The 20553-nt window shown below is 69.8% G+C and carries 20 protein-coding genes and 3 tRNA genes; 10 read left to right on the top strand and 13 right to left on the bottom strand.

The window, feature by feature from the left end:
- Nucleotides 1-30: 30 nt before the first annotated feature.
- The 9 genes from ABC271_RS02585 to tilS form a co-directional block, all read right to left on the bottom strand.
- Nucleotides 31-630 (bottom strand): PH domain-containing protein, encoded by a 600-nt coding sequence (locus ABC271_RS02585; RefSeq protein WP_412923355.1) that lies wholly within the window; start codon nt 628-630, stop codon nt 31-33.
- Nucleotides 572-1069: a DUF3180 domain-containing protein gene (locus ABC271_RS02580; RefSeq protein ID WP_412923354.1), complete on the bottom strand. Its 498-nt coding sequence runs from the start codon at nt 1067-1069 to the stop codon at nt 572-574. The genes ABC271_RS02585 and ABC271_RS02580 overlap by 59 nt, the downstream gene beginning before the upstream one ends.
- The gene (gene folK, locus ABC271_RS02575) at nt 1066-1593 is read right to left on the bottom strand and encodes a 2-amino-4-hydroxy-6-hydroxymethyldihydropteridine diphosphokinase (protein ID WP_412923353.1); all 528 of its coding nucleotides are present in this window, start codon (nt 1591-1593) and stop codon (nt 1066-1068) included. Before folK ends, ABC271_RS02580 begins: the two co-directional genes overlap by 4 nt.
- Nucleotides 1590-1958: a dihydroneopterin aldolase gene (folB, locus tag ABC271_RS02570; protein ID WP_412923352.1), complete on the bottom strand. Its 369-nt coding sequence runs from the start codon at nt 1956-1958 to the stop codon at nt 1590-1592. Before folB ends, folK begins: the two co-directional genes overlap by 4 nt.
- The gene (gene folP / locus ABC271_RS02565) at nt 1958-2749 is read right to left on the bottom strand and encodes a dihydropteroate synthase (protein WP_412923351.1); all 792 of its coding nucleotides are present in this window, start codon (nt 2747-2749) and stop codon (nt 1958-1960) included. The genes folB and folP overlap by 1 nt, the downstream gene beginning before the upstream one ends.
- Nucleotides 2746-3336, bottom strand: coding sequence for a GTP cyclohydrolase I (gene folE / locus ABC271_RS02560; RefSeq protein ID WP_412923350.1), 591 nt, complete (start codon nt 3334-3336; stop codon nt 2746-2748). The genes folP and folE overlap by 4 nt, the downstream gene beginning before the upstream one ends.
- Before the next feature lie 6 nt (nt 3337-3342).
- A complete protein-coding gene (gene ftsH / locus ABC271_RS02555) occupies nt 3343-5346 on the bottom strand; it encodes an ATP-dependent zinc metalloprotease FtsH (RefSeq protein ID WP_412923349.1) in 2004 nt (667 codons plus the stop codon).
- Nucleotides 5347-5495: 149 nt separating this feature from the next.
- A complete protein-coding gene (gene hpt, locus ABC271_RS02550) occupies nt 5496-6047 on the bottom strand; it encodes a hypoxanthine phosphoribosyltransferase (protein WP_412923348.1) in 552 nt (183 codons plus the stop codon).
- 23 nt (nt 6048-6070) lie between these two features.
- A complete protein-coding gene (gene tilS / locus ABC271_RS02545; protein WP_412923347.1) occupies nt 6071-7069 on the bottom strand; it encodes a tRNA lysidine(34) synthetase TilS in 999 nt (332 codons plus the stop codon).
- A 96-nt stretch (nt 7070-7165) separates the two neighbouring features.
- On the opposite strand from tilS, the gene ABC271_RS02540 reads away from it, so the two are divergent.
- On the top strand, nt 7166-7699 hold the full coding sequence (locus ABC271_RS02540; RefSeq protein WP_412923346.1) for an inorganic diphosphatase: 534 nt from the start codon (nt 7166-7168) through the stop codon (nt 7697-7699).
- A 54-nt stretch (nt 7700-7753) separates the two neighbouring features.
- Here ABC271_RS02540 and ABC271_RS02535 read toward each other — a convergent pair whose 3' ends face one another.
- On the bottom strand, nt 7754-9208 hold the full coding sequence (locus ABC271_RS02535; protein WP_412923345.1) for a peptidoglycan DD-metalloendopeptidase family protein: 1455 nt from the start codon (nt 9206-9208) through the stop codon (nt 7754-7756).
- A 214-nt stretch (nt 9209-9422) separates the two neighbouring features.
- Between ABC271_RS02535 and ABC271_RS02530 the strand changes: the two genes are divergently transcribed.
- The 3 genes from ABC271_RS02530 (at nt 9423) to ABC271_RS02520 (ending at nt 9732) form a co-directional block, all read left to right on the top strand.
- Nucleotides 9423-9495, top strand: a tRNA-Glu gene (locus tag ABC271_RS02530).
- 26 nt (nt 9496-9521) lie between these two features.
- Nucleotides 9522-9595, top strand: a tRNA-Asp gene (locus ABC271_RS02525).
- A 64-nt stretch (nt 9596-9659) separates the two neighbouring features.
- Nucleotides 9660-9732: transfer RNA gene (locus ABC271_RS02520), tRNA-Phe, on the top strand.
- 74 nt (nt 9733-9806) lie between these two features.
- On the opposite strand, the gene ABC271_RS02515 is transcribed toward ABC271_RS02520, so the two are convergent.
- The 3 genes from ABC271_RS02515 to ABC271_RS02505 all read right to left on the bottom strand — a co-directional run bounded on the left by ABC271_RS02515 (nt 9807) and on the right by ABC271_RS02505 (nt 13685).
- Complete coding sequence (locus ABC271_RS02515) at nt 9807-11390, bottom strand: AMP-binding protein (RefSeq protein ID WP_412923344.1); 1584 nt, start codon at nt 11388-11390, stop codon at nt 9807-9809.
- Between the two features lie 101 nt (nt 11391-11491).
- Nucleotides 11492-12685: a chromate efflux transporter gene (gene chrA, locus ABC271_RS02510; protein ID WP_412923343.1), complete on the bottom strand. Its 1194-nt coding sequence runs from the start codon at nt 12683-12685 to the stop codon at nt 11492-11494.
- 43 nt (nt 12686-12728) lie between these two features.
- Entirely contained in the window at nt 12729-13685 is a 957-nt protein-coding gene (locus tag ABC271_RS02505) for a Gfo/Idh/MocA family protein (protein WP_412923342.1), read from the bottom strand.
- 180 nt (nt 13686-13865) lie between these two features.
- On the opposite strand from ABC271_RS02505, the gene ABC271_RS02500 reads away from it, so the two are divergent.
- From ABC271_RS02500 to ABC271_RS02475, 6 genes are all read left to right on the top strand, one after another.
- Entirely contained in the window at nt 13866-14951 is a 1086-nt protein-coding gene (locus ABC271_RS02500; protein WP_412923341.1) for a polysaccharide deacetylase family protein, read from the top strand.
- A gap of 134 nt (nt 14952-15085) precedes the next feature.
- Nucleotides 15086-16210, top strand: a complete 1125-nt coding sequence (locus ABC271_RS02495; protein WP_412923340.1) for a glycosyltransferase — start codon at nt 15086-15088, stop codon at nt 16208-16210.
- Nucleotides 16211-16255: 45 nt separating this feature from the next.
- Nucleotides 16256-16510 (top strand): glutaredoxin family protein, encoded by a 255-nt coding sequence (locus ABC271_RS02490; protein ID WP_412923339.1) that lies wholly within the window; start codon nt 16256-16258, stop codon nt 16508-16510.
- Nucleotides 16511-16519: 9 nt separating this feature from the next.
- On the top strand, nt 16520-17455 hold the full coding sequence (locus ABC271_RS02485; protein WP_412923338.1) for a hypothetical protein: 936 nt from the start codon (nt 16520-16522) through the stop codon (nt 17453-17455).
- On the top strand, nt 17388-18692 hold the full coding sequence (locus ABC271_RS02480) for a kynureninase (protein ID WP_412923337.1): 1305 nt from the start codon (nt 17388-17390) through the stop codon (nt 18690-18692). Before ABC271_RS02485 ends, ABC271_RS02480 begins: the two co-directional genes overlap by 68 nt.
- A gap of 46 nt (nt 18693-18738) precedes the next feature.
- A complete protein-coding gene (locus ABC271_RS02475; RefSeq protein WP_412923336.1) occupies nt 18739-20481 on the top strand; it encodes a cation:proton antiporter in 1743 nt (580 codons plus the stop codon).
- Nucleotides 20482-20553 lie beyond the last annotated feature (72 nt).

Below are 20553 nucleotides of genomic sequence, written 5' to 3'. Positions count from 1 at the left end.
CCGCCGACGGTTCCGGCTGCCGCGGATCAGTCACAGCCCGGTCCGGCGGGTCTCGGCGACGTCGATGAGAGTGTCGCGCAGCTGTTCGGCCGCGCTCTGCGTCAAGCCCGGGATCGTGATCCCCGAGGATGCGGCTGCGGTGACGAGCTTCAGCTGGGCGATACCGAATCCCCGATCCAGCGGACCGTGGGTGATGTCGACCAGCTGCATGCGTCCGTACGGCACGGCCACGACCCTCTGCCACAGGATGCCGCGGCGGAACACCAGGTCGTCGCGGCGCAGTTGGTATCCGAACGACCGCGCCTGGCGCGGCGTGATGATCATTCCGATCGCGGTGACCAGCAGCACGACGCCGGCCGGGATCCACTGCCACATCAGTCCGGTGACGATCTGTGCGACGATCGCCGCGGCGAGCACCACCAGGAACACCGCCCCCTGCGAGATCAGCTGGACTCGGACGTAGGCGCGCGCGAGCTGGTGCCACGTGCCGTCGCCGAGAGGGAGACGTCCCTCGCCGCGCGGCTCGAGGATGCGGGAGTAGGTCGCGTCGTCGAGGACGGATGCCGGGGGCTCAGCCGACGGAGGGACCGGCGTCGGGGTGCTCTCCGGCAGATCCGGGGTGTTCGTCATCGTCGTCCTTCCGGATGGTGCACAGCTGCTCGGCCACGAGTCCCGCGACGACGAGGACGGCACCGCACACGGCCGTCGCGATGATCGACCCCAATGAGCCTAACGACGGAGTGAAGGGACGCGTGAAGACGAAAGCGAGAAGTCCCACCGCGAAGCCCGTCGCCGCAGCTCCCACGAGAGAGGAGGCCTTCGCCAGCATCGCAATCCGCAACGCCCGGAACGGGTCGATACGGCGACCGCTTCGCCCCCGAGAAGCGCGGAAGATCGGCACGGCGAACGCAACGACGATCGCACCGAGAAGCACCAGGATCGTCGGCAGACTCGCCGCCGGCACGAACGTGGGGCGCCCCGTGGACGTCAGAACCGCGTCGACCAGGAACCCGACGACGAGGCCCGCGAGCACGGCGACGATGAGGATCGTCGCCCCGGTCCGCTTCACGATGCACCGCCCCGCACCGCAGCGAGCAACGCGTCGACCCGCCCGCGGCCCGGAATCTCGGCATCCGGATCGATCTGGAGCCACGGCGCGAGCACGAAGTCACGTTCGTGCGCGCGAGGATGAGGAACCGTGAGGTGTTCCTCCTCGATTCGGACGTCGCCGTAAGCGATCAGGTCGAGGTCGAGCGTTCGGTCGCCCCACTTCTCGCGCCGCACCCGCCCGTGCTCGGCCTCGATGCGATGCAGCTCCCGCAGCAGGGTCGCGGGAGCCAGTCGTGTCCGCAGCAGGGCGATGGCGTTGAGGTATCGCGGGGCGTCCACGTCCTCGCCCGCGAGGGTGACCGCCACCGTCTCGATCGGCGTCGACACGCGGACGTCGGTCGTCAGCGGCAGGAGCCGCAGCTCCTCGACCGCCGCCGTCAGCGTGTCTGCGCGCGAACCGAGATTGGCGCCGAGCGCGACGACGGCGGCGACGGGCCGGTCGGCGGGTGGATCGCCGATTCCGTGGGCAAGGCGGACGCTCACGCGCGCCCCCTCCGGATCGTCACCGATACGTCACCGAAGGGCACGGTGATGGGGGCCTGCGGCTTGTGGACGGTCACCGTCACGAGCATGACACGCTCATCGGCCAGGACGTCGTCGGCGATGCGCTGCGCGAGCGTCTCGAGCAGGTCGACGGGGTCGCCCTCGACGTGGGCCACGATGCGCTCGGCCAGTTCGCCGTAGTGAACCGTGTCGACGACGTCGTCCGACTCCGCCGCCGGGCGCAGCGACAATTGCAGCACGACGTCGACGACGAACTCCTGCCCCTCGCGCTTCTCGTCGGCGTAGACGCCGTGGAAGCCGAAGGCGCGCACCCCGGTCAGCGTGATCTCGTCGGCGAAGTCCATCAGGCCTCCCAGGCGTGGGCGACGGCGAGGGCGTCGCGGGTGGTCGGGACGTCGTGGACGCGCACGGCCCAGGCGCCGGCTCGGTCGGCCAGAACGCTGGTGACGGCCGTGGCCAGGTCGCGTCGCCCGAGATCGGCGTCGCCGCCCAGCGCCTCGGCCAGGAACCTCTTGCGGCTCGTGCCGATCAGCACTCGGCATCCGAGCCCGGACAGCCGCGGCAGAGCGCGCAGAACCTGCCAGTTCTGCTCACCGCGCTTTCCGAATCCGATACCCGGGTCCACGACGATGCGGGCGCGGGGGATGCCGGCCGCCTCGGCCGCGTCCACCCGCTCCTGCAGTTCGGCGAGGACCTCGGCCACCACGTCGTCGTACTCGGCGCGGGCGTACATCTCCACCGACGGACCCCGCCAGTGCCCGAGGGCGATGTCGGCGTCGGTGTCGGCAACCGCGGCGAGCATGTCGGGATCGGCCATACCCCCGGACACGTCGTTGACGATCCTCGCACCGGCGGCGACCGCCGCGCGCGCCGTCGTCGCGTTCATCGTGTCGACGCTCACGATGAGCCCCTCGGATGCCAGCGCCTCGACGACCGGCAACACTCGCTGCTGCTCGACCCGGGGCGCGACGCGTTCGGCTCCCGGGCGGGTCGATTCGCCACCCACGTCGAGCATGTCGGCCCCCTGCGCGCGCAGGGATCGGGCGTGGGCGATCGCCACGTCGGGGTCGAGGAAACGGCCGCCGTCGCTGAAGGAGTCGGGGGTGACGTTGACGATCCCCATGACGAGGGTCACGGACGACCCCTCCCGATGAGGGCGACGAGCTCCGCCCGTGCCACGGGCTCGGTGTACACGCCACGTGCAGCGATGGTCACCGTGGAGGCGTCGGGCTGCCGGCCACCGCGCATCGTGACGCACTCGTGCTCGGCATCCAGGACGACCAGCACGCCGCGCGCGTCGAGAGCACCCGCGATCGTGTCGGCGACCTGTTCGCCGAGACGCTCCTGCACCTGCGGGCGGGCCGCGAGGATGTCGATCACGCGCGGCAGCGCGCCGAGCCCCACGACCTGCTCGCCCGGGAGATAGGCGACGTGCGCGTGACCCCGAAACGGCAGCAGGTGGTGCTCGCACATCGAACGGAACGCGATGTCGCGCAGCATCACCGCGCCGGAGGGGAGGGTGTCGGGCGCCGGCCCGCGGCTCACCGAGATGGTGTGCTGCAGGGGAGAGCTGGCATCCTGCCCCACTCCCCCGAAGAACTCCGTCCAGGAATCCGCCACGCGCGCCGGGGTCTGGCGCAGGCCCGGGCGGTCGGGGTCTTCACCGATCGCTTCGAGCAGCTCGCGTACGAGCGCGGCCACGCGCTCCCGGTCGACGGCCACGGCGCCTTAGGCGGTGGCCGGACGCGTCTGTCCGCTCGGCCGACGCTGCGGCTGGGTCGCCGGCTGCGCGTTGGCCTCGGTGGACGCGGCGACACCGGCCGCGGACTGGCGTCGCGGGACCTCGACGGGCGGCAGGCTCGACACCGGGCGGTCGCCCGACGACAGCCACTGCGGCCGCGGGGGCAGACGCTTGACGTCCTTGAAGATCTCGGCGAGCTCCAGGTGGTCGAGCGTCTCCTTCTCGAGGAGCGCGAGCGCCAAGCGGTCGAGCACCTCGCGGTTGTCGTTGATCACCTGATAGGCCTCGTTGTGGGCCTGCTCGATGAGTCCGCGGACCTGGACGTCGACGCGTTCGGCGATGCGCTCCGAGAAGTCGCGACCGTGACCCATGTCACGCCCCATGAACACCTCGCCCGACGACGACCCGAGCTTGACCGGGCCGACCTCGTTCGTCATGCCGTACTCGGTCACCATCTTGCGGGCGATACTCGTGGCCTTCTCGATGTCGTTCGAGGCACCGGTCGTGGGGTCGTGGAACACGATCTCCTCGGCGACGCGGCCACCCATGGCGTACGTCAGCTGGTCCTGCAGCTCATTGCGGGTCACGGAGTACTTGTCGTCGAGCGGCAGCACCATCGTGTACCCCAGCGCCTTGCCGCGCGGGAGGATCGTGACCTTCGTGACGGGATCGGTGTGGTTCATCGCCGCCGCCGCGAGCGCGTGTCCGCCCTCGTGGTAGGCCGTGATGAGCTTCTCCTTGTCCCTCATCACGCGCGTACGCCGCTGCGGGCCGGCGATCACGCGGTCGATCGCCTCGTCGAGGGCACGGTTGTCGATGATTTGCGCGTTCGAGCGCGCGGTCAGCAGCGCGGCCTCGTTCAGCACGTTGGCGAGGTCAGCACCGGTGAAGCCGGGCGTCTTGCGGGCGACGACCTCGAGGTCGACCGAGTCCGACAGCGGCTTTCCGCGGCCGTGCACCTCGAGGATGCGCTGGCGACCCTTCAGGTCGGGGGCGTCGACGCCGATCTGGCGGTCGAAACGGCCCGGGCGCAGCAGAGCGGGGTCGAGGATGTCGGGACGGTTGGTCGCCGCGATGACGATGACGTTGACCTTGGGGTCGAAACCGTCCATCTCGACGAGCATCTGGTTCAGCGTCTGCTCGCGCTCGTCGTGACCGCCGCCCATGCCGGCGCCGCGGTGACGGCCGACGGCGTCGATCTCGTCGATGAAGATGATCGCCGGCGAGTTCTCTTTCGCCTGGTTGAACAGGTCGCGCACGCGGCTCGCACCGACACCGACGAACATCTCGACGAAGTCCGAACCGGAGATCGAGTAGAAGGGCACACCCGCCTCACCCGCGACAGCGCGGGCGAGCAACGTCTTACCGGTTCCGGGAGGGCCGTACAGCAGCACGCCCTTGGGGATGCGCGCACCGACCTCCTCGAACCTCTTCGGGTCCTTGAGGAAGTCCTTAATCTCCTCGAGCTCTTCGATCGCCTCGTCCGACCCCGCGACGTCCTGGAACGTCACGGTCGGCGTCTCCTTCGTCACGAGCTTCGCCCGCGACTTCCCGAACTGCATGACCTTGCTTCCACCGCCCTGGGCGCTGGACAGCAGCCACCAGAAGAGCAGGCCGAGCAACACGAGGGGCAGCATGAGGGAGATGAAGCCGTCGAACCAGCCGGGACGCGGGACGACGTCGTTGAAGCCGTCCGACGGGGCCGCGTTGGTGATGGCGGTCGCGACCTCGGATGCCCGCGCGGTGCCGTAGTAGAACTGCACGGTGTCGGCGCCCTCGTACTGCTGCGAGAGCTTCAGATCGACGCGCTGGTCCGTGTCATTGGTCGTCGCGGAGGTGACCGTGTTGCCCTTGAGGAGCTCGAGGCCCTCCTGCGTAGAGACCTGTCGGGCTCCGCTGAGGTTCGAGATGAGGGAGAAACCGATGACCAGAAGCAGACCGACCAGCAGAACGTAGATGATCGGATTGCGCGTGATCTTCTTGAAATCCATGGTGGGCGAGCCCAGCCCTTTCGTGATCCGCCCGGTGAAAAGCGGTGGGATCAGGGTAACGCCCGCCGGCTATGCCGAGACTGTGCGTTCGTCGTGGGCGTACGCGGGCGAGGGATGCCACGCCGAGACGCCCGGCATCCGGATACCGGTCAGGAGTAAACGTGCGGCGCGAGCACGGCGACGTCGCGCAGGTTGCGGTACTTCTCGGCGTAGTCGAGGCCGTAGCCGATGACGAAGTCGTTGGGGATGTCGAAGCCGACGTAACGGCAGTCGACCTCGACCTTCATCGCCTCGGGCTTGCGCAGGAGCGCCAGGACCTCGACGGACTCGGCACCGCGCGAGGCGAAGTTCTCGAGCAGCCAGCTGAGGGTCAGGCCCGAGTCGATGATGTCCTCGACGATCAGCACGTGCTTGCCGGTGATGTCGGTGTCGAGGTCTTTGCGGATCTGCACGACGCCGCTCGAGCGGGTGCTCGCGCCGTACGAGGAGACGGCCATCCAGTCCATCGTGATGTGGATGGGCAGGTGACGGGCGAAGTCGGCCATGACCATGACCGCACCCTTGAGGACGCCCACGAGGACGACGTCGCGTCCGGCGTAGTCGGCCGCGACCTGCGAGGCCAGTTCGGCGAGCTTGCCGTGGATCTGCTCCTCGGTGAGGAGGACTTCGCTGATGTCGTCGGAGATGTCGGCCGCGCGCATTGGGCAAGTCTACGCAGGACGATTCAGGATGCCGCCCGCGCGACGATCTCGATCCGGCCGCCGACCCGACGCGCGAGGCAGCCGGGCAGGTCGATGGGGCCCTGTCCGCGCCAGTCGGTGGCCAGGCGCGCGACCTCGAGGGTCTGCGTCCGGGTGAGGGCGACGCCGAACTCGCTCTCGACGACGTGGCGCACGATGCGGTTCCGCAGCGCGGCGGGGTTCGCCGCGAGCGCCGCGACCGACACCGAGATCCCCGCCTCGGCGTGCTCGACGATGTCCTCGATCGTCTCGTCGATCATCTCCTGGAACGCCGCGGCGTCCTCGCGCAGCTGATCGGCGGTGCGCGCGAGGGCTTCGGCGACACCGGGCCCGAGCTCGGCCTCCAGCACGGGCAGCACGGTCTCGCGCACTCGCACGCGCGCGAACACGGGGTCGGAGTTGTGGGGGTCGCGCCACGGGTCGAGTCCATCCGCGACGCAGGCGGCGGCCGTGGTCTCTCGTCGCACGGCCAGCAGCGGGCGCAGCAGCACCGGGCCGGCGGCATCCCGACGCTCGGGGGCCATGCCCGACAGGCTCGCCGTGCCCGACCCGCGCGCGAGCCCGAGCAGCACCGTCTCGGCCTGGTCGTCGAGCGTGTGGCCCAACAGCACCGCGTCGGCTCCGACCTCGGCGGCCGCGCGCGCCAGACCCGCGTATCGGGCCGCGCGGGCCGCAGCCTCGGGTCCGTCCCCCGTGCCCACCTCAACCGCGACCACCCGGGCAGACAGCCCCAGTCCGCGGGCGACCTCGGCCGCCCTCTCCGCGATCGCGTCGGATCCCGGCTGGAGCCCATGGTCGATCACCACGGCTTCGGCGCGGATGCCGTGCCGCGGTGCCTCGAAGGCCGTCGCCGCCGCGAGCGCGAGCGAGTCCGCCCCGCCCGACAGCGCGACCACGACAGCACCGCTGCGTCCCTCGAGGCTCGCCCGCACCGCTCGCCGCACCTCCGCGACGGCGGGGGCGAGTCCAGGTCGTCGCTCCACTCCTCCACGGTAGCGGCCCCGGCTGAATGCCCGAACGGACGTGGAGCGCCCCGGCTAGGCTGGGCGCGGAAACCCACAGATCTAAGGAGCACACGTATGGGCGCGTACGACGCCGTCATCGAGATCCCGCGCGGCAGCCGCGTGAAGTACGAAGTCGACCACGGCACCGGCCGGGTCTTCCTCGACCGCATCCTGTACACGGTGTTCGGCTACCCGGCCAACTACGGCTTCTTCGAGAACACCCTCGGCGAGGACGGCGACCCGCTCGACGTGCTGGTCCTCCTCGACCGCGACCTCTACCCCGGCATCCTCGCCAAGGTGCGCCCCGTCGGTGTGCTGAAGATGAGCGACGAGGCCGGCGGCGACGACAAGGTCGTCGCGGTCCTCGCGAAGGACCCCCGCTGGGACCACATCCAGGACGTCGGCGACATCGACGACTGGACGAAGAAGGAGATCTCGCACTTCTTCGAGCACTACAAGGACCTCGAGCCCAACAAGTGGGTCAAGGTCGACGAGTGGGCGGATGCCGCCGAAGCCGAGCGTCTCGTGGCCGAAGCGTTCACCCGCTTCGAGGAGCACGAGGGCCAGACCAAGACGCAGGGTGAGGGCGAGTCGCCCAGCACGATCTGACCCTCCCCGTCACGCGAAAGCCCCCGGTCACCGACCGGGGGCTTCGTCGTCTGATCAGACCCAGACGCCGCGATCGCGCAGCCAGGGCGCGGGGTCGATCGTGCCGCCCCACGGCGGGTAGACCTCGAAGTGCAGGTGGCATCCGAACGAGTTACCGGTCTGGCCGGTGGCCGCGATCTGCTGGCCGGCCGAGACGCGCTGACCGTACGAGACGTAGATTCCGCCCGGGACGATGTGCGCGTATCCGGTGCCGGAGCCGTCGTCGTGCTGAATGCGGATGTAATTTCCGTAGCCGCCGTTGTAACCGGCGTACGTGACCCGACCGGCCGCTGCCGCGTAGATCGGCGACCAGCAGCTCGCCGCGAAGTCTTGACCGAGGTGCCACGTGCTCGCACAGTAATCGGGGCCGCATTGCCCCGTACGGGGGCCGTACCCCGAGCTGATCCCGGCCGACGAGGGGCGCGCCCAGCCGGAGCCGACGACGGATCCGCCGCCGCCACCGCCGCCGCCACCGCCGCCGCCTCCGCCGCCACCGCCGCCTCCGCCGCCACTGCTGGCGGCAGCCGCGGCCGCAGCTGCCGCACGGGCTGCGGCCTCGCGTGCAGCACGGTCGCGCGCTTCTGCCTCTTCGCGAGCCTTGCGCTCCCGCTCTTCGCGCGCCTTGCGTTCGGCCTCGACACCGGCCTGGTAGTCGGCGACGGTCTTGGCCGTCGTGTCCTGGAGCGCCGCGAGCTGGGCCTGCAGCACGACCTGGTTCGCCTGCTGCTCGGTGAGCGCCGCCTGTGCCGCGTCGGCGGCCTGCTGAGCGGCCACCATCTTGTCTTCCGCGATCTTCTGCAGGCGGTCGCGTTCTGCCTTCGCGTCGTCGGCCTGGCTGCTGAGGTTCTTGGCGCTGTCGCGCGCGGCCACGGCCGCAGCGTACACGGACCGGTTGCGCTCGAGGAGCTTGTCCATGGTGCCGAGCTTGGAGAGCAGATCGTCGGCGGTCGCCGCCGACCCCGAGAAGAAGAGGTCGAGAGACGTGTCATCTCCGCCGCTGCGGTACAGCTGCGCGGCGACCTTGCCGGCCTTGGTCGCGGCATCCGTCGCTTTGGCGGCCTCGGCGTCGGCCTGCGTCCTCAACTGCTGAGCGCGGTAGTCGGCGTCGAAGAACGCCTGCTGCGCGGCGTAATACTCGTCCGATCGCGCGATGACCTCGGCCTGGGTGCGCTCGACCTCGGACTGCAGACCCGCGATCAGACCCTGGATGCGGGAGATCTCGCCGGCTTTGGCCGCCTCGTTGGCGCGGGCGGCCTCGACATCGGCCCATGACGGGTAGTCGGCCGCGAACGCTGGGGACGACGAGATGAGCGAGGGGACGGTGGCACCGAGGGCGCCGATCGCGACAGCGCCGAACGCACCGAACTTCAGTGCACCGCGGCGGTCGAGAGTCGGCCAGATCCGGGATCGTTCGGCCGCGCTCGGGGCGCAGCCGCAGTCATCAACGCCGATGGGGGGTTCAGGCGCCACGGGAATACCTCATCTCACCGGTTCGCAACTCGCACCACAGTAGCAACACGAATCACACGAACAACAGGGCGCGTTCCCGCTGCCGCGGCTAGTCTGGACCCTCGACACGCCAGGGCGGAGCATCGCCACGCCCCCGATTGGCAATCTCAAAGATCATGAAGTAGGCTCGGTGGTCGGCAAGTGAGCACGAAATCGTAAGGTTCGAGCTTCATCCGGCCCCATCGTTTAGCGGCCTAGGACGCCGCCCTTTCACGGCGGTAGCACGGGTTCGAATCCCGTTGGGGTCACTCACCGGTCACAATTAAATATGCATGGCCCTGTAGCGCAGTTGGTTAGCGTGCCGCCCTGTCACGGCGGAGGTCGCGGGTTCAAGTCCCGTCAGGGTCGCTCCACAGCGACGGGCCTTCTTTCGAGGAGGCCTTTCGTTTAGGAAGCGGCAGACATGCCGCTCGGCTCTGTAGCTCAGTTGGTAGAGCGTTCGACTGAAAATCGAAAGGTCACCGGATCGATGCCGGTCGGAGCCACAAGGGTGACCGTTACAGTCACCCCAGGAACCCTCGCGTAGCTTCTACATCGCGGGGGTTTCGCCTTTTCCCCCTCACCCCTCGCGGGCGCGCAGGTCCTTCCGCAGGATCTTCCCCGACGCGGACTTCGGGATCGCGTCGACGAACTCCACGCGTCGCACCTTTTTGTGCGGCGCGACTTCCCCGGCGACGAACGACATGACGTCGTCGGCCGTGAGCTCAGCGCCGGCGGCCGCGACGACGAAAGCCTTGGGGATCTCCTGCTTCTCGTCGTCGAGGACGCCGATGACAGCGGCATCCTGGATCTTCGGATGCGACAGCAGGAGCGCCTCGAGCTCGGCGGGGGCGATCTGATACCCCTTGTACTTGATCAGCTCCTTCAGCCGATCGACGACCGTGAAGTACCCGTCCTCGTGGTGGGTCGCGATGTCGCCCGTGTGCAGGAAGCCGTCCGCGTCGATCGTCTCCGCGGTGGCGTCCGGGCGGTTCAGGTATCCGACCATCACATTGGGCCCTCGGACCCACAGCTCGCCCGGCGCCGTGAGCCCGGCGCGGTCGTGCTCCTCGATCTCGGCGCCGGTCTCGACGTCGACGAGCTTCGCCTCGACGTTCGGCAGCAGGACCCCCACGGAGCTGACCGGCATGTCCTCTCGCTCGGGCGGGATCGCGTGCGACACCGGGCTCAGCTCGCTCATGCCATACCCCTGGAAGAAGCGGGCGTGGATGCGTCGGCCCGCGGTCTCGGCGGTCTCACCGTCCAGCGGAGCGGCGCCGGAGAACACGGTGTGCACGCTCGAGATGTCGAAGTCGTCGACGACGGGATGCTTGGCGAGCGCGAGCGCGATCGGCGGTGCGATGAACAGGAACGTACACCGGTGGGCTTGGATGCACCGGAGGAACGCCAGCAGGTCGAACTTCGGCATCGTCACGAGCGTGGCGCGCTGCCGCAGCGCGAGGTTCAGCAGCACGGTCATGCCGTAGATGTGGAAGAACGGGAGCACCGCCAGCACGCGGTCGTCGCTGTTCAGACGGATGCTGACGCGGCACTGCTCGACATTGGCGACGAGGTTGCGGTGCGAGAGCATGACGCCCTTGGGCACCCCGGTGGTGCCGGACGAATACGGCAGCACGGCGATGTGCGTCTCGGGGTCGAAATCGACCTCGGGCGGGGTCCGCCGTTCCGTCAGGAGCGACCGCAGATCCGGGTGGCCGTCGGCGCCATCGAGGACGATGATCCGCTCGTCCGCGATGCCGGCGGCGCGCGCAGCCTCCGCGGCGGGTCCGAGCAGCGGCGAGACCGTCACGAGCCAGGTGGCGCCGGCATCCCTCAACTGCGTCTCGATCTCGTGGGCCGTATAGAGGGAGTTGACGGTCGTCACCACGGCCCCCAGGCGCAGGATGCCGTGGAACACCGTCGCGAACGCTGGGACGTTGGGGCAGAGCATCGCGACGACCGTCTCGGTGTCGACCCCGCGGTGCGCGAGCGCGCCCGCGAAGGCGTCGACCTGCGCGCGCAGCGCCCGATAGGTCGTCTCGGAACCGGTCGCGGGATCGATCACGGCGACCCTGTCGAGATCAACGTCCTCGAGGGAGCCGAAGAGGTGATCGTAAACGCTGACGGCGGGGATCTCGATACGCGAGTACGGGCTGTGGAACACGGGATCTCCTTCGATACCGGCGCGGCGACGATGCCGTGTGCTCATCCTGCCAAACGAGAAACTCGGTGTCACTCCGTACGAGACGGAGGTTCAGCGGACTCTCAGAGCAGCGCGAGCCCGACTCCGCCCGCCGCCCCGACGATCACGACGATCCACGCCGGTGTCCGGAACGCCGTGAGCAGGACGAAGCCGACGAGGGCGAGCACGAAGGGCCCCGGTCCGGTCACGGCGGTCGTGAACACGGGGGTGTACAGCGCGGCCCCCAGGATGCCGACGACGGCCGCATTCGCGCCTCGCATCGCCGCACGAACCCGGGGGCGGCCGCGCAGCGCGTCCCAGAACGGCAGCACGCCCACCAGCACGAGGAACCCGGGGAGGAAGATCGCCACGAGCGCGACGGCCGCGCCCACGACGCCACCGGGACCGACCGAGGAGACCGCGCCGAGGTATCCGGCGAACGTGAACAGCGGACCCGGCACCGCCTGCGCCGCGCCGTATCCCGCGAGGAACACGTCGGGCGAGACCCACCCCGTCTCCACGACCGCGCCTTGCAGAAGAGGGAGGACGACGTGGCCGCCGCCGAAGACGAGCGCACCCGAACGGAAGAACGCGTCAGCGAGCGCGGCCACGCCCGATCCCGTCACCGCGGCCAGGACGGGGAGCCCGACGAGTGCGCCGGCCGCGACGACGAGGCTGCCGATCGCGACGGCGCGCGGAACACCGAAAGACGGGAGGGATTCCCCGGACCCCTCCTCCACGTCGCGCAGGAGGAGCAGTCCCGCCACGACGCCGATGACGAGGGACCCCAGCTGCCCGATGGCCCCCGGTGCGAACAGGGCGAGCGCGGCCGCGACGACGGCGATCCCCGCGCGCGGCGCGTCGGGGGTCAGCGAGCGCGCCATTCCCCACACGGCCTGGGCGACGATGGCCACGGCGACGATCTCGAGTCCGTTCAGGATGCCGCCGCCCACCGGGCCCGCGAACAGCGTGGCTCCCGCGGCGAAGGCGACAAGCAGCACCGCCGAGGGCAGGGTGAACCCGAGGAAGGCCGCGACGGCGCCGAGGAAGCCCGCGCGCTGGAGCCCCATCGCGAATCCGACCTGGCTGGATGCCGGGCCGGGCAGGAACTGGCACAGGGCCACGAGGTCGGCGTAGGCACGGTCATCCATCCACCGCCGACGGACGACGAGGTCGTCGCGGAAGTACCCGAGGTGCGCGATCGGACCGCCGAAGGACGTCACCCCCAGCCGCAGGAACGCCAGGAAGACCTCGGGCACCGTGCCGGCTCGTGTCATCCGCTCTTCCTACCGCGTCAGGGGAAACGACGGGTGAATCGCGTCAGCGCAGCGGACGCTGCAGGAGTACGTCGACCAGGCGCAGGGTCGACGCGGTGCGGTCCTGGTCGGACGCGATGTCGGCGCCGCGCACCGCGTCGCGGAGGCGCTCCACCTCACCGATCATCGGGTTCTCGGGGGCCTCGACGTCGATCACCTCCGATGCGCCGCCGTGCGGGGTGAGCACGAGGCGTCGCGGTGCGTCGATCGCGTCCACCGACAGAGAGGCCTCCTCGCCCTGGATCTCGCTCGGAAGCGCCGTGTCGGTGATCTTCGACCACGCCACATCGGCGACGAGATCGTCGTACTCCGCGATCGCGCTGCCGAGGCCGTCGGTGCCCGACGCGATGCCGACACGGGCGCCCGAGATCCGCCGCGGCTCGCCGAAGAGGAGGACGAGAGCGTGCAGGGGGTAGACCCCCAGGTCACGCAGTGCGCTCCCCCCGAGAGACGGGTCGAAGATGTTGGTCTGCTCCCCCGCAAGGACGTGGTCGTACCGCGCCGATCGCTTCTCGTAGCGGAAGGAGACCCTGCGGACACGGCCCAGACGCGGCAGGATCTCGGCGATCGACCGGATGCCGGGGTCGTACGCGGTGCGCATCGCTTCGAGGAGCACGACGCGCTGTTCCCGCGCGCGGGCGACGAGGCCGTCCCACTCGGCGGCGGCGAGCGTCGCCGGCTTCTCGACGAGCACGGCGACACCCGCGTCCACGGCCGCCTCGACCTGCTGCGCGTGTGCCGCGTTCGGGCTCGCGAGATAGACGGCATCCACCTCGCCCGCCGAGAGCAGGGCGTCCAGTCCCCGGACGGCGCCGGGCGCACCGATGCGGTCGGCGAACTCGCGCGCGCGATCCCCGTCACGCGACGCCACCGGGCCGAGCGCGACGCCGTCGACCGCCCGCACCGCATCCGCCAGGCGCTCGGAGATGGAACTGGTGCCGACGATGCCGATGCGGATCATGCGCCCATCATCCCCCGCCGACGCGCGCGCGACCGTGCACGGCCTGCGCGAAACGTCCGGATAGGATCGCGCTGATCGCGGGGACGATCGCTACATCCGGGGGAAGAGTCAATGGTCACGCGCGCGCAACGACGCCGCCGGGCATCACGGCGAGTGCGCCTGCGACGCACGATCGCCGCCGTGATCGCGGTCGTCCTCATCGTCGGAGCCGTCGGCGCTCTCGCGCTCCTGCGTGAATCGTCCGGGCAGCCCGTCGCCGAGACGGAGCCCTCTTCGCCGTCGACGCCGACGCCCTCGCCCACTCCGACCGCGCCGCCCCTCACCGCCGCGCAGAAGCTTCTGTCCACGACCAGTGACCCGAAGGCGTGCGCCGTCTCGTTCGCGGGCGACGGCATCACCGCGGATCCGCAACTGCAGACCCAGGACGCGCGCTACGAGAAGCTGCCGATCCCGCGCTCCGACGGTCGCGTGTTCGCGGGCTGGTACACCTCCGCGGCCGACGCGAGCGCGATGTCCGTCGCCGCTCGCGTGAACGGCGCGGACCTGGTCACCTGCAGTGACCGGCAGCAGACGCTCCACGCCGCGTGGACGACCCCCGCGGCGAACGCGGCGGAGGATGCCGGCATCCCGATCCTCATGTACCACCAGTTCACGCGGAAGCCGGAGGGCGAAGACAGCTGGTTGCGCGCGAACTACACCTACATCGGCGACTTCGACGCGCAGATGGCGTACATCCAGGAGTCGGCGTTCTATCTGCCGACATGGGACGAGCTGGGCGCCTTCATCGACGGCGCCCTCTTCCTCCCGAAGCGATCGGTCATCATCACGGATGACGATGCCGACATCACCTGGCTCGAACAGGCCGCCCCCGTGGTCGACGCGCGCCGCCTCCTGACGACCTCCTTCGTGATCACCTCGGCGCGCACCGAGGGAACGCCCAACCGATTCGTGCTCCAGCGATCGCACACCCACGACATGCACCGCGCGGGCGCGAACGGGAAAGGTCGCATGGTCAACGACGACGCCGACACGATCGCCGCCGACCTGGAGCAGTCCGCGGCGATCCTGGGCGCGAAAGAGGTCGTGGCGTACCCGTTCGGCCACTACAACGACACCACCAAGGAGGGGCTCCGACGTGCCGGCTTCGAGATGGGCCGCACGATCGAACACGGCTACGTCCGCCTCGGGACCGACAAACTCGCACTCCCGGTGATCCGCATGAACTACGGCATGACGGTCGAGGATCTGAAGAACGCCATCGGCTGAAATCGGCAGCGGACCACCCCTCCCGGGGATGAACGCCCCGATACCTCTCAGCTAAATGATTCACAATGCTTATTTGGGCACGTGTCGGCCCGTCTACGCTGTGTACTTCTGGCTTCACCGAAACGCGAGCATCCATGGACCTTTCCGTCATCGTTCCCACCTTCAATGAAGGTCCGAACGTCGCCGAACTCGTCCGTCGAACGGCAGATGCGCTCCCCGGTCGCGCTATCGAGATCCTCTTCGTCGACGACTCCACCGACGACACCCCCGACATCATCCGCGCCGTCGCCGCGCAGGCATCGATTCCCGTCCGACTCCTCCACCGTGACCAGCCGGTCGGCGGACTCGGCGGAGCGGTGGTCGACGGCATCCGCGCCGCGGCATCCGATTACTGCGTCGTCATGGACGGCGACCTCCAGCACCCGCCGGAGGTCATCGCCGAACTCCTGAATCGGGCCGAGGTCGGCGATGCCGACGTGGTGGTCGCCTCCCGTTACACCGCCGGCGGCACGTCCGACGGACTCGCGAACGCCGTGCGCACGCTCGTCTCGCGCGGATCGACCTTGCTCACCAAGGCGATGTTCCCCCGGAAGCTGCACAACTGCTCCGACCCGATGACCGGCTTCTTCCTCATCGACCGCCGCGCGCTCGACGTCGAGGGTCTGCGTCCGCGCGGCTTCAAGATCCTGCTCGAGATCCTCGCGCGCAAGCAGATGCGCGTCGCCGAGGTGCCGTTCTCGTTCGCCCCGCGTTTCGCCGGCGAATCCAAGGCCTCTTTCAGCCAGGGCTTGCGCTTCCTCACCCAGCTGACCATGCTGCGCTTCGGACGCATGTCGGCGTTCGCCGTCGTGGGCGGCATCGGCGCGGTGGCGAACCTCCTCATCACGTGGGCCCTGACCGGCCTCGGCGTCCAGTACCTCGTGGCGTCGGTGATCGCGAGCCTGCTGACGATCATCGGCAACTTCCTCGCGCTCGAGTACCTGGTGTTCGCCGACATGCGCGCCGAGTCCGGACTCATGCGGCATCGCTTCCTCAAGTCGTTCACGTTCAACGGCATCGAGGCGATTGTGCGTATCCCGTTGCTGTGGCTGCTGGTGAGCGCCGCGCACCTGCACGTGGTCATCGCCACCGCGCTGACGCTGCTCGCCGCGTTCGTCGTCCGATTCGTCTACCACGCTCTCGTCGTCTACGCGCCGAAGAAGAACCGTCTCGCGCGGCTTCCGCTCCCCGAGACGCTCGAGGACGAACTCGCCGCCTGACCGGGGTCCGAGTCCGCGCCGTTCGCAGCGGCGTACGCTGGAATCATGTCCGACGCATCTATCCGCATGTTCGGCGCCGACTGGTGCCGTGACTGCATCCGCACGAAGAAGCAGCTCGATGACCTGGGCGTCGCGTACGAGTACGTCGACCTGGTGGCCGACCCGGCTGCCGCCGATGTGGCCAAGGAGATCTCGGGTCGCACCAACATCCCCGTCGTGGTCTATCCCGATGCCTCGCACCACGTCGAGCCGACCAACGCCGACGTCGAGGCCAAGCTCCGCGAACTCTCGCTGATCTGACCCCGCCCGATGCTCACCGCCGCGTGGCCGGTACGCCGTCACGCGACCGGTGAGACCGGAACCTCGCTTCCGGCGTTCGCCGACCACCACGTGCACGCGCACCTCGTCGACATCGACGCGCTGCCCGCTCGCGGGATCGCGCGCGTGCTCGATCTGGGGGGAGATCCGGCGGCCCTCGCGCGGCGACCGTCCGGCCTGCCGCGAGTGACGTACGCCGGCGCCTTCCTCAGCGCGCCCGGAGGCTACCCGAGGGGGAGAGCCTGGGCACCGGATGCCATCGTGTGCGACGTGTCGAACCCGTCGCCGCACCCCGGCGTGCCCGGCGGTGCCCGCACGGCCGTCGACGCGCAGGCCGACGCGGGGGCCACGGTGATCAAGGTGGCGATGAACGCGGACGCGGGTCCGGTACCCTCCGACGAGGTGCTCGCGGCCGTCGTCGCCGCGGCGCGCGGGCGCGGACTCCCCGTCGTCGCGCATGCCCAGGGCCCGGGTCAGGTGGAGCGGGCGATCGAGGCCGGTGTCGCGGCGCTGGCACACACGCCGTTCGACCCGTCGCTCTCACGAAGACTCCTCGCGCACGCCGCCGAGGCCGGCCAGATCTGGATCTCCACGCTCGACATCCACCGCGGTGACGCGCGTGCGCGTGCGATCGCCCACCTCGGCGCTTTCGCGGAGCGTGGTGGGCGCGTGCTGTACGGCACCGACCTTGGCAACGGCCTGCTCCCCCTCGGCGTGAACCGCCGCGAACTCCTCGCCCTGCAAGAAGCGGGCATCCGCGGCGACGCGCTTGTGGCATCCCTCACCGATCCCTGGCCCGGTCACTCAGATGCCGACGCGGTCCGCAGCTTCATCGCCGGGCCCGCCCCGACCGATCTCGATGATCTCGCGAGCTGGCTGTCGCACGCGGTGGTCGTCCCCACCGAGGAGCTCACGCGTGTCGACTGATCCCTCCATCCCGTTCCGAGCCGAGGCGCACGCTCTCGACGCCGCCGACCCCCTGGCCGCCCTCCGCGACGCGTTCGTCGGCGCGGAGACATCGTTGGTGTACTTCGACGGCAACTCGCTCGGGCGTCCGCCGCGCGTGACCGCCGAGCGGCTCGGCGACTTCGTCACCGCCGAATGGGGTGGCCGTCTCATCCGCGGATGGGACGAGGCGTGGATGGAACTGCCGTTCCGCATCGGCGACCGAATCGGTCGGTCAGTGCTCGGCGCGGCCGCCGGGCAGACGATCATCGCCGACTCCACGACCGTGCTGCTCTACAAGCTGCTGCGGGCGGCCCTGGCCGAACGGTCCGCCGCGGACCCCGAGCGGGTCGAGATCGTCGTCGCACGCGACGACTTCCCCACCGACCGCTACCTCGTCGAGGGGATCGCCGCGGAGCGTGGCGCGCGGGTCGTCTGGATCGAGGTCGACACGGCCCGCGGCGTCGACGCGGACCGGCTGCGCGCGGCCGTCGGACCGCACACCGCGGTCGTGCTGCTCAGCCACGTCTCATACCGCTCCGGGTACCTCGCGGATGCCGCGACCCTCACCCGCATCACCCACGACGCCGGCGCCCTGGTGCTCTGGGATCTGTGCCACTCGGCCGGCTCCGTGCCCGTCGACCTGGACGCGTGGGGCGTCGACCTCGCCGTGGGCTGCACGTACAAGTACCTCAACGGCGGGCCGGGATCACCGGCCTTCGCCTACGTGGCGGAGCGGCACCACGCGACGCTCACGCAGCCGATCCAAGGATGGATGGGAGCGGCCGACGTCTTCGCGATGGGGCCCGAATACCGACCCGCCGCCGGCATGCGCCGGTTCCTGTCGGGTACTCCCCCGGTGCTCGCGATGCTTGCGATGCAGGACACGCTCGACCTCATCGAGGATGCCGGCATCACCGCGATCCGTGAGAAGTCCGTGGCGCTCACCGAATTCGCGCTGCGCGTGAGCGATGGCATCCTGAGCCCGCTCGGCGTGACGCTGGCGTCGCCTCGGGATTCCGGCGAGCGCGGTGGCCACGTGACGCTGTCGCACCCCGCGATGCGCAGCGTCACCGCGCGACTGTGGGCGAGCGATGTGATTCCCGACTATCGCGACCCCGACGGGCTGAGGATCGGGCTCGCGCCCCTCTCGACGAGCTTCGCCGAAGTTCTCACCGGACTCGGCGCCGTGGCCGACGCGGTGCGCGCCGAGCACTGAGACGGTCGTCTTCGCCGCACGGCATCCGCGGGTCTAGCCTCGGAGGGTGATCGACCCCCTCCTCATCGTCGTCGGCGGGATCGTGGTGGTCTCGCTCGTCACCGTCATCGCGCCGCGCTTCAACATCGCGGGTCCGCTGGTGCTGATGGCGATCGGGCTCGGCGTGAGCCTGCTGCCCTTCGTCCCGGCGTTCACGATCAACCCCGAAGTCATCCTCATCGGCGTGCTTCCGCCGCTCCTGTATTCGGCCGCGCTCCAACTCCCCGCGATCGAGTTCCGCCGCGACTTCGCCCCGATCGCGGGTCTGTCGGTCTTGCTCGTCGTCCTGAGCTCACTCGGCCTGGGTCTCTTCTTCGCGGCGGTCATCCCCGGTTTGGGGCTCGCCCTCGGCGTGGCGCTCGGGGCGATCCTGAGCCCGACGGATGCCGTGGCGACCTCGATCGCCAAGCGGCTGGGCATCGCTCCCCGCGTCGTCACGCTGCTCGAGGGCGAGAGCCTGCTGAACGATGCGACCGCGCTCGTGCTCCTGCGCACGGCGGTGGCGGCGGTGGCATCCGGCTTCGCTTTCGGCGACGCTGTCGCGAACTTCGCGTGGGCCGTCATGATCGCCCTCGTCCTCGGCGGGCTCGTCGGGTGGGGGAATCTGCGCATCCGTGAGCGTGTGACCAACCCCGCGGCGAACACGGCGCTGAGCTTCACCATCCCGTTCATCGCCTACCTTCCTACGGAGCACCTCGGTGGGTCGGGGCTCGTGGCCGCGGTCGTCGCGGGCATCGTCACCGGTCAGGGCGCGGCACGCCGTTTCACCCCCGAGCAGCGCCTCAGCGACAGACTCAACTGGCGGACGATCGAGCTGATCCTCGAGGGCGGCGTCTTCCTGGTCTTCGGTCTCGAGCTGAAAGACATCGTCAACGCCAACCTCGGGGAACACGAGGGACTCTGGTACGGCACGTGGCTCGCGCTCAGCGCGCTCGGAATCTCGCTGGGCGTCCGGGCCGTGTACGTCGCGGGGATCATCTGGCTGCAGGGGCGTCGGAGCCGGAGACATGTCGTTCACCGCGAACGCGCCGAACGGATCAACGAACGCATCGATGAGATGCAAGAGGCCTATCGCGCCGATCCCGCGGCCTTCCAGAACCGCGTCGCCGATCCCGCTCACGCGGAACGCCGCTTCGCCTTCGTGCGCCGCCGGGTCACGCGCACCCTGGCCGACCTGGACTATTACCGCGACAGCCCCCTGGGGTGGCGGCACGGGATCATCATCGTGTGGGCGGGGATGCGCGGGGTCGTCACGCTCGCCGCCGCACAGACCCTGCCCCACGAGGGCGTCGACGACCGGCCGCTGCTCATCTTCGTCGCGTTCCTCGTCGCACTCTTCAGCCTGCTGCTCCAGGGCCTGACGCTGTCCGCGGTGGTGCGGAGCGTCGGTCTCTCCGAGGGCGGGGAAGGCCCCACACGCGAGGAGCAGCACGCTCTGGATGCCGAACTCCGCGAGGCTTCGATGAACGCCCTCACCTCCGGCAGGCTCCTCCGGCGCAACGGCGAACCGTTCCCCGCGGATCTCATCGAACGCGCCGGCGCGCGGCTGACGCGCCCGCCCGACGACGAACTGACCGTGCGGGCTCGCGACCTGCTCGAGTTCCGCCTCGCGTCGATCGACGCGATGCGGCGCGAGCTGAATCACATCAGCCATGACGGCCGCTACAGCACGGCGGCGCTGCGCCACGCTCTCGCCGAACTCGACGCCGACCAGCTGAGCACCGAGCTCCGCATCGACGGCGAGGACTAGCCGGCGCCGCTCCGCGTGGCGCGGACCGCGGACCGCGGACCGCGGACCGCGAGACTTCACCTGGCCGACAAA

It is taken from the genome of Microbacterium canaveralium, assembly GCF_047238045.1.
In the GTDB taxonomy this organism is placed as follows: domain Bacteria; phylum Actinomycetota; class Actinomycetes; order Actinomycetales; family Microbacteriaceae; genus Microbacterium.
This window is presented reverse-complemented; position numbering and strand designations above follow the sequence as displayed.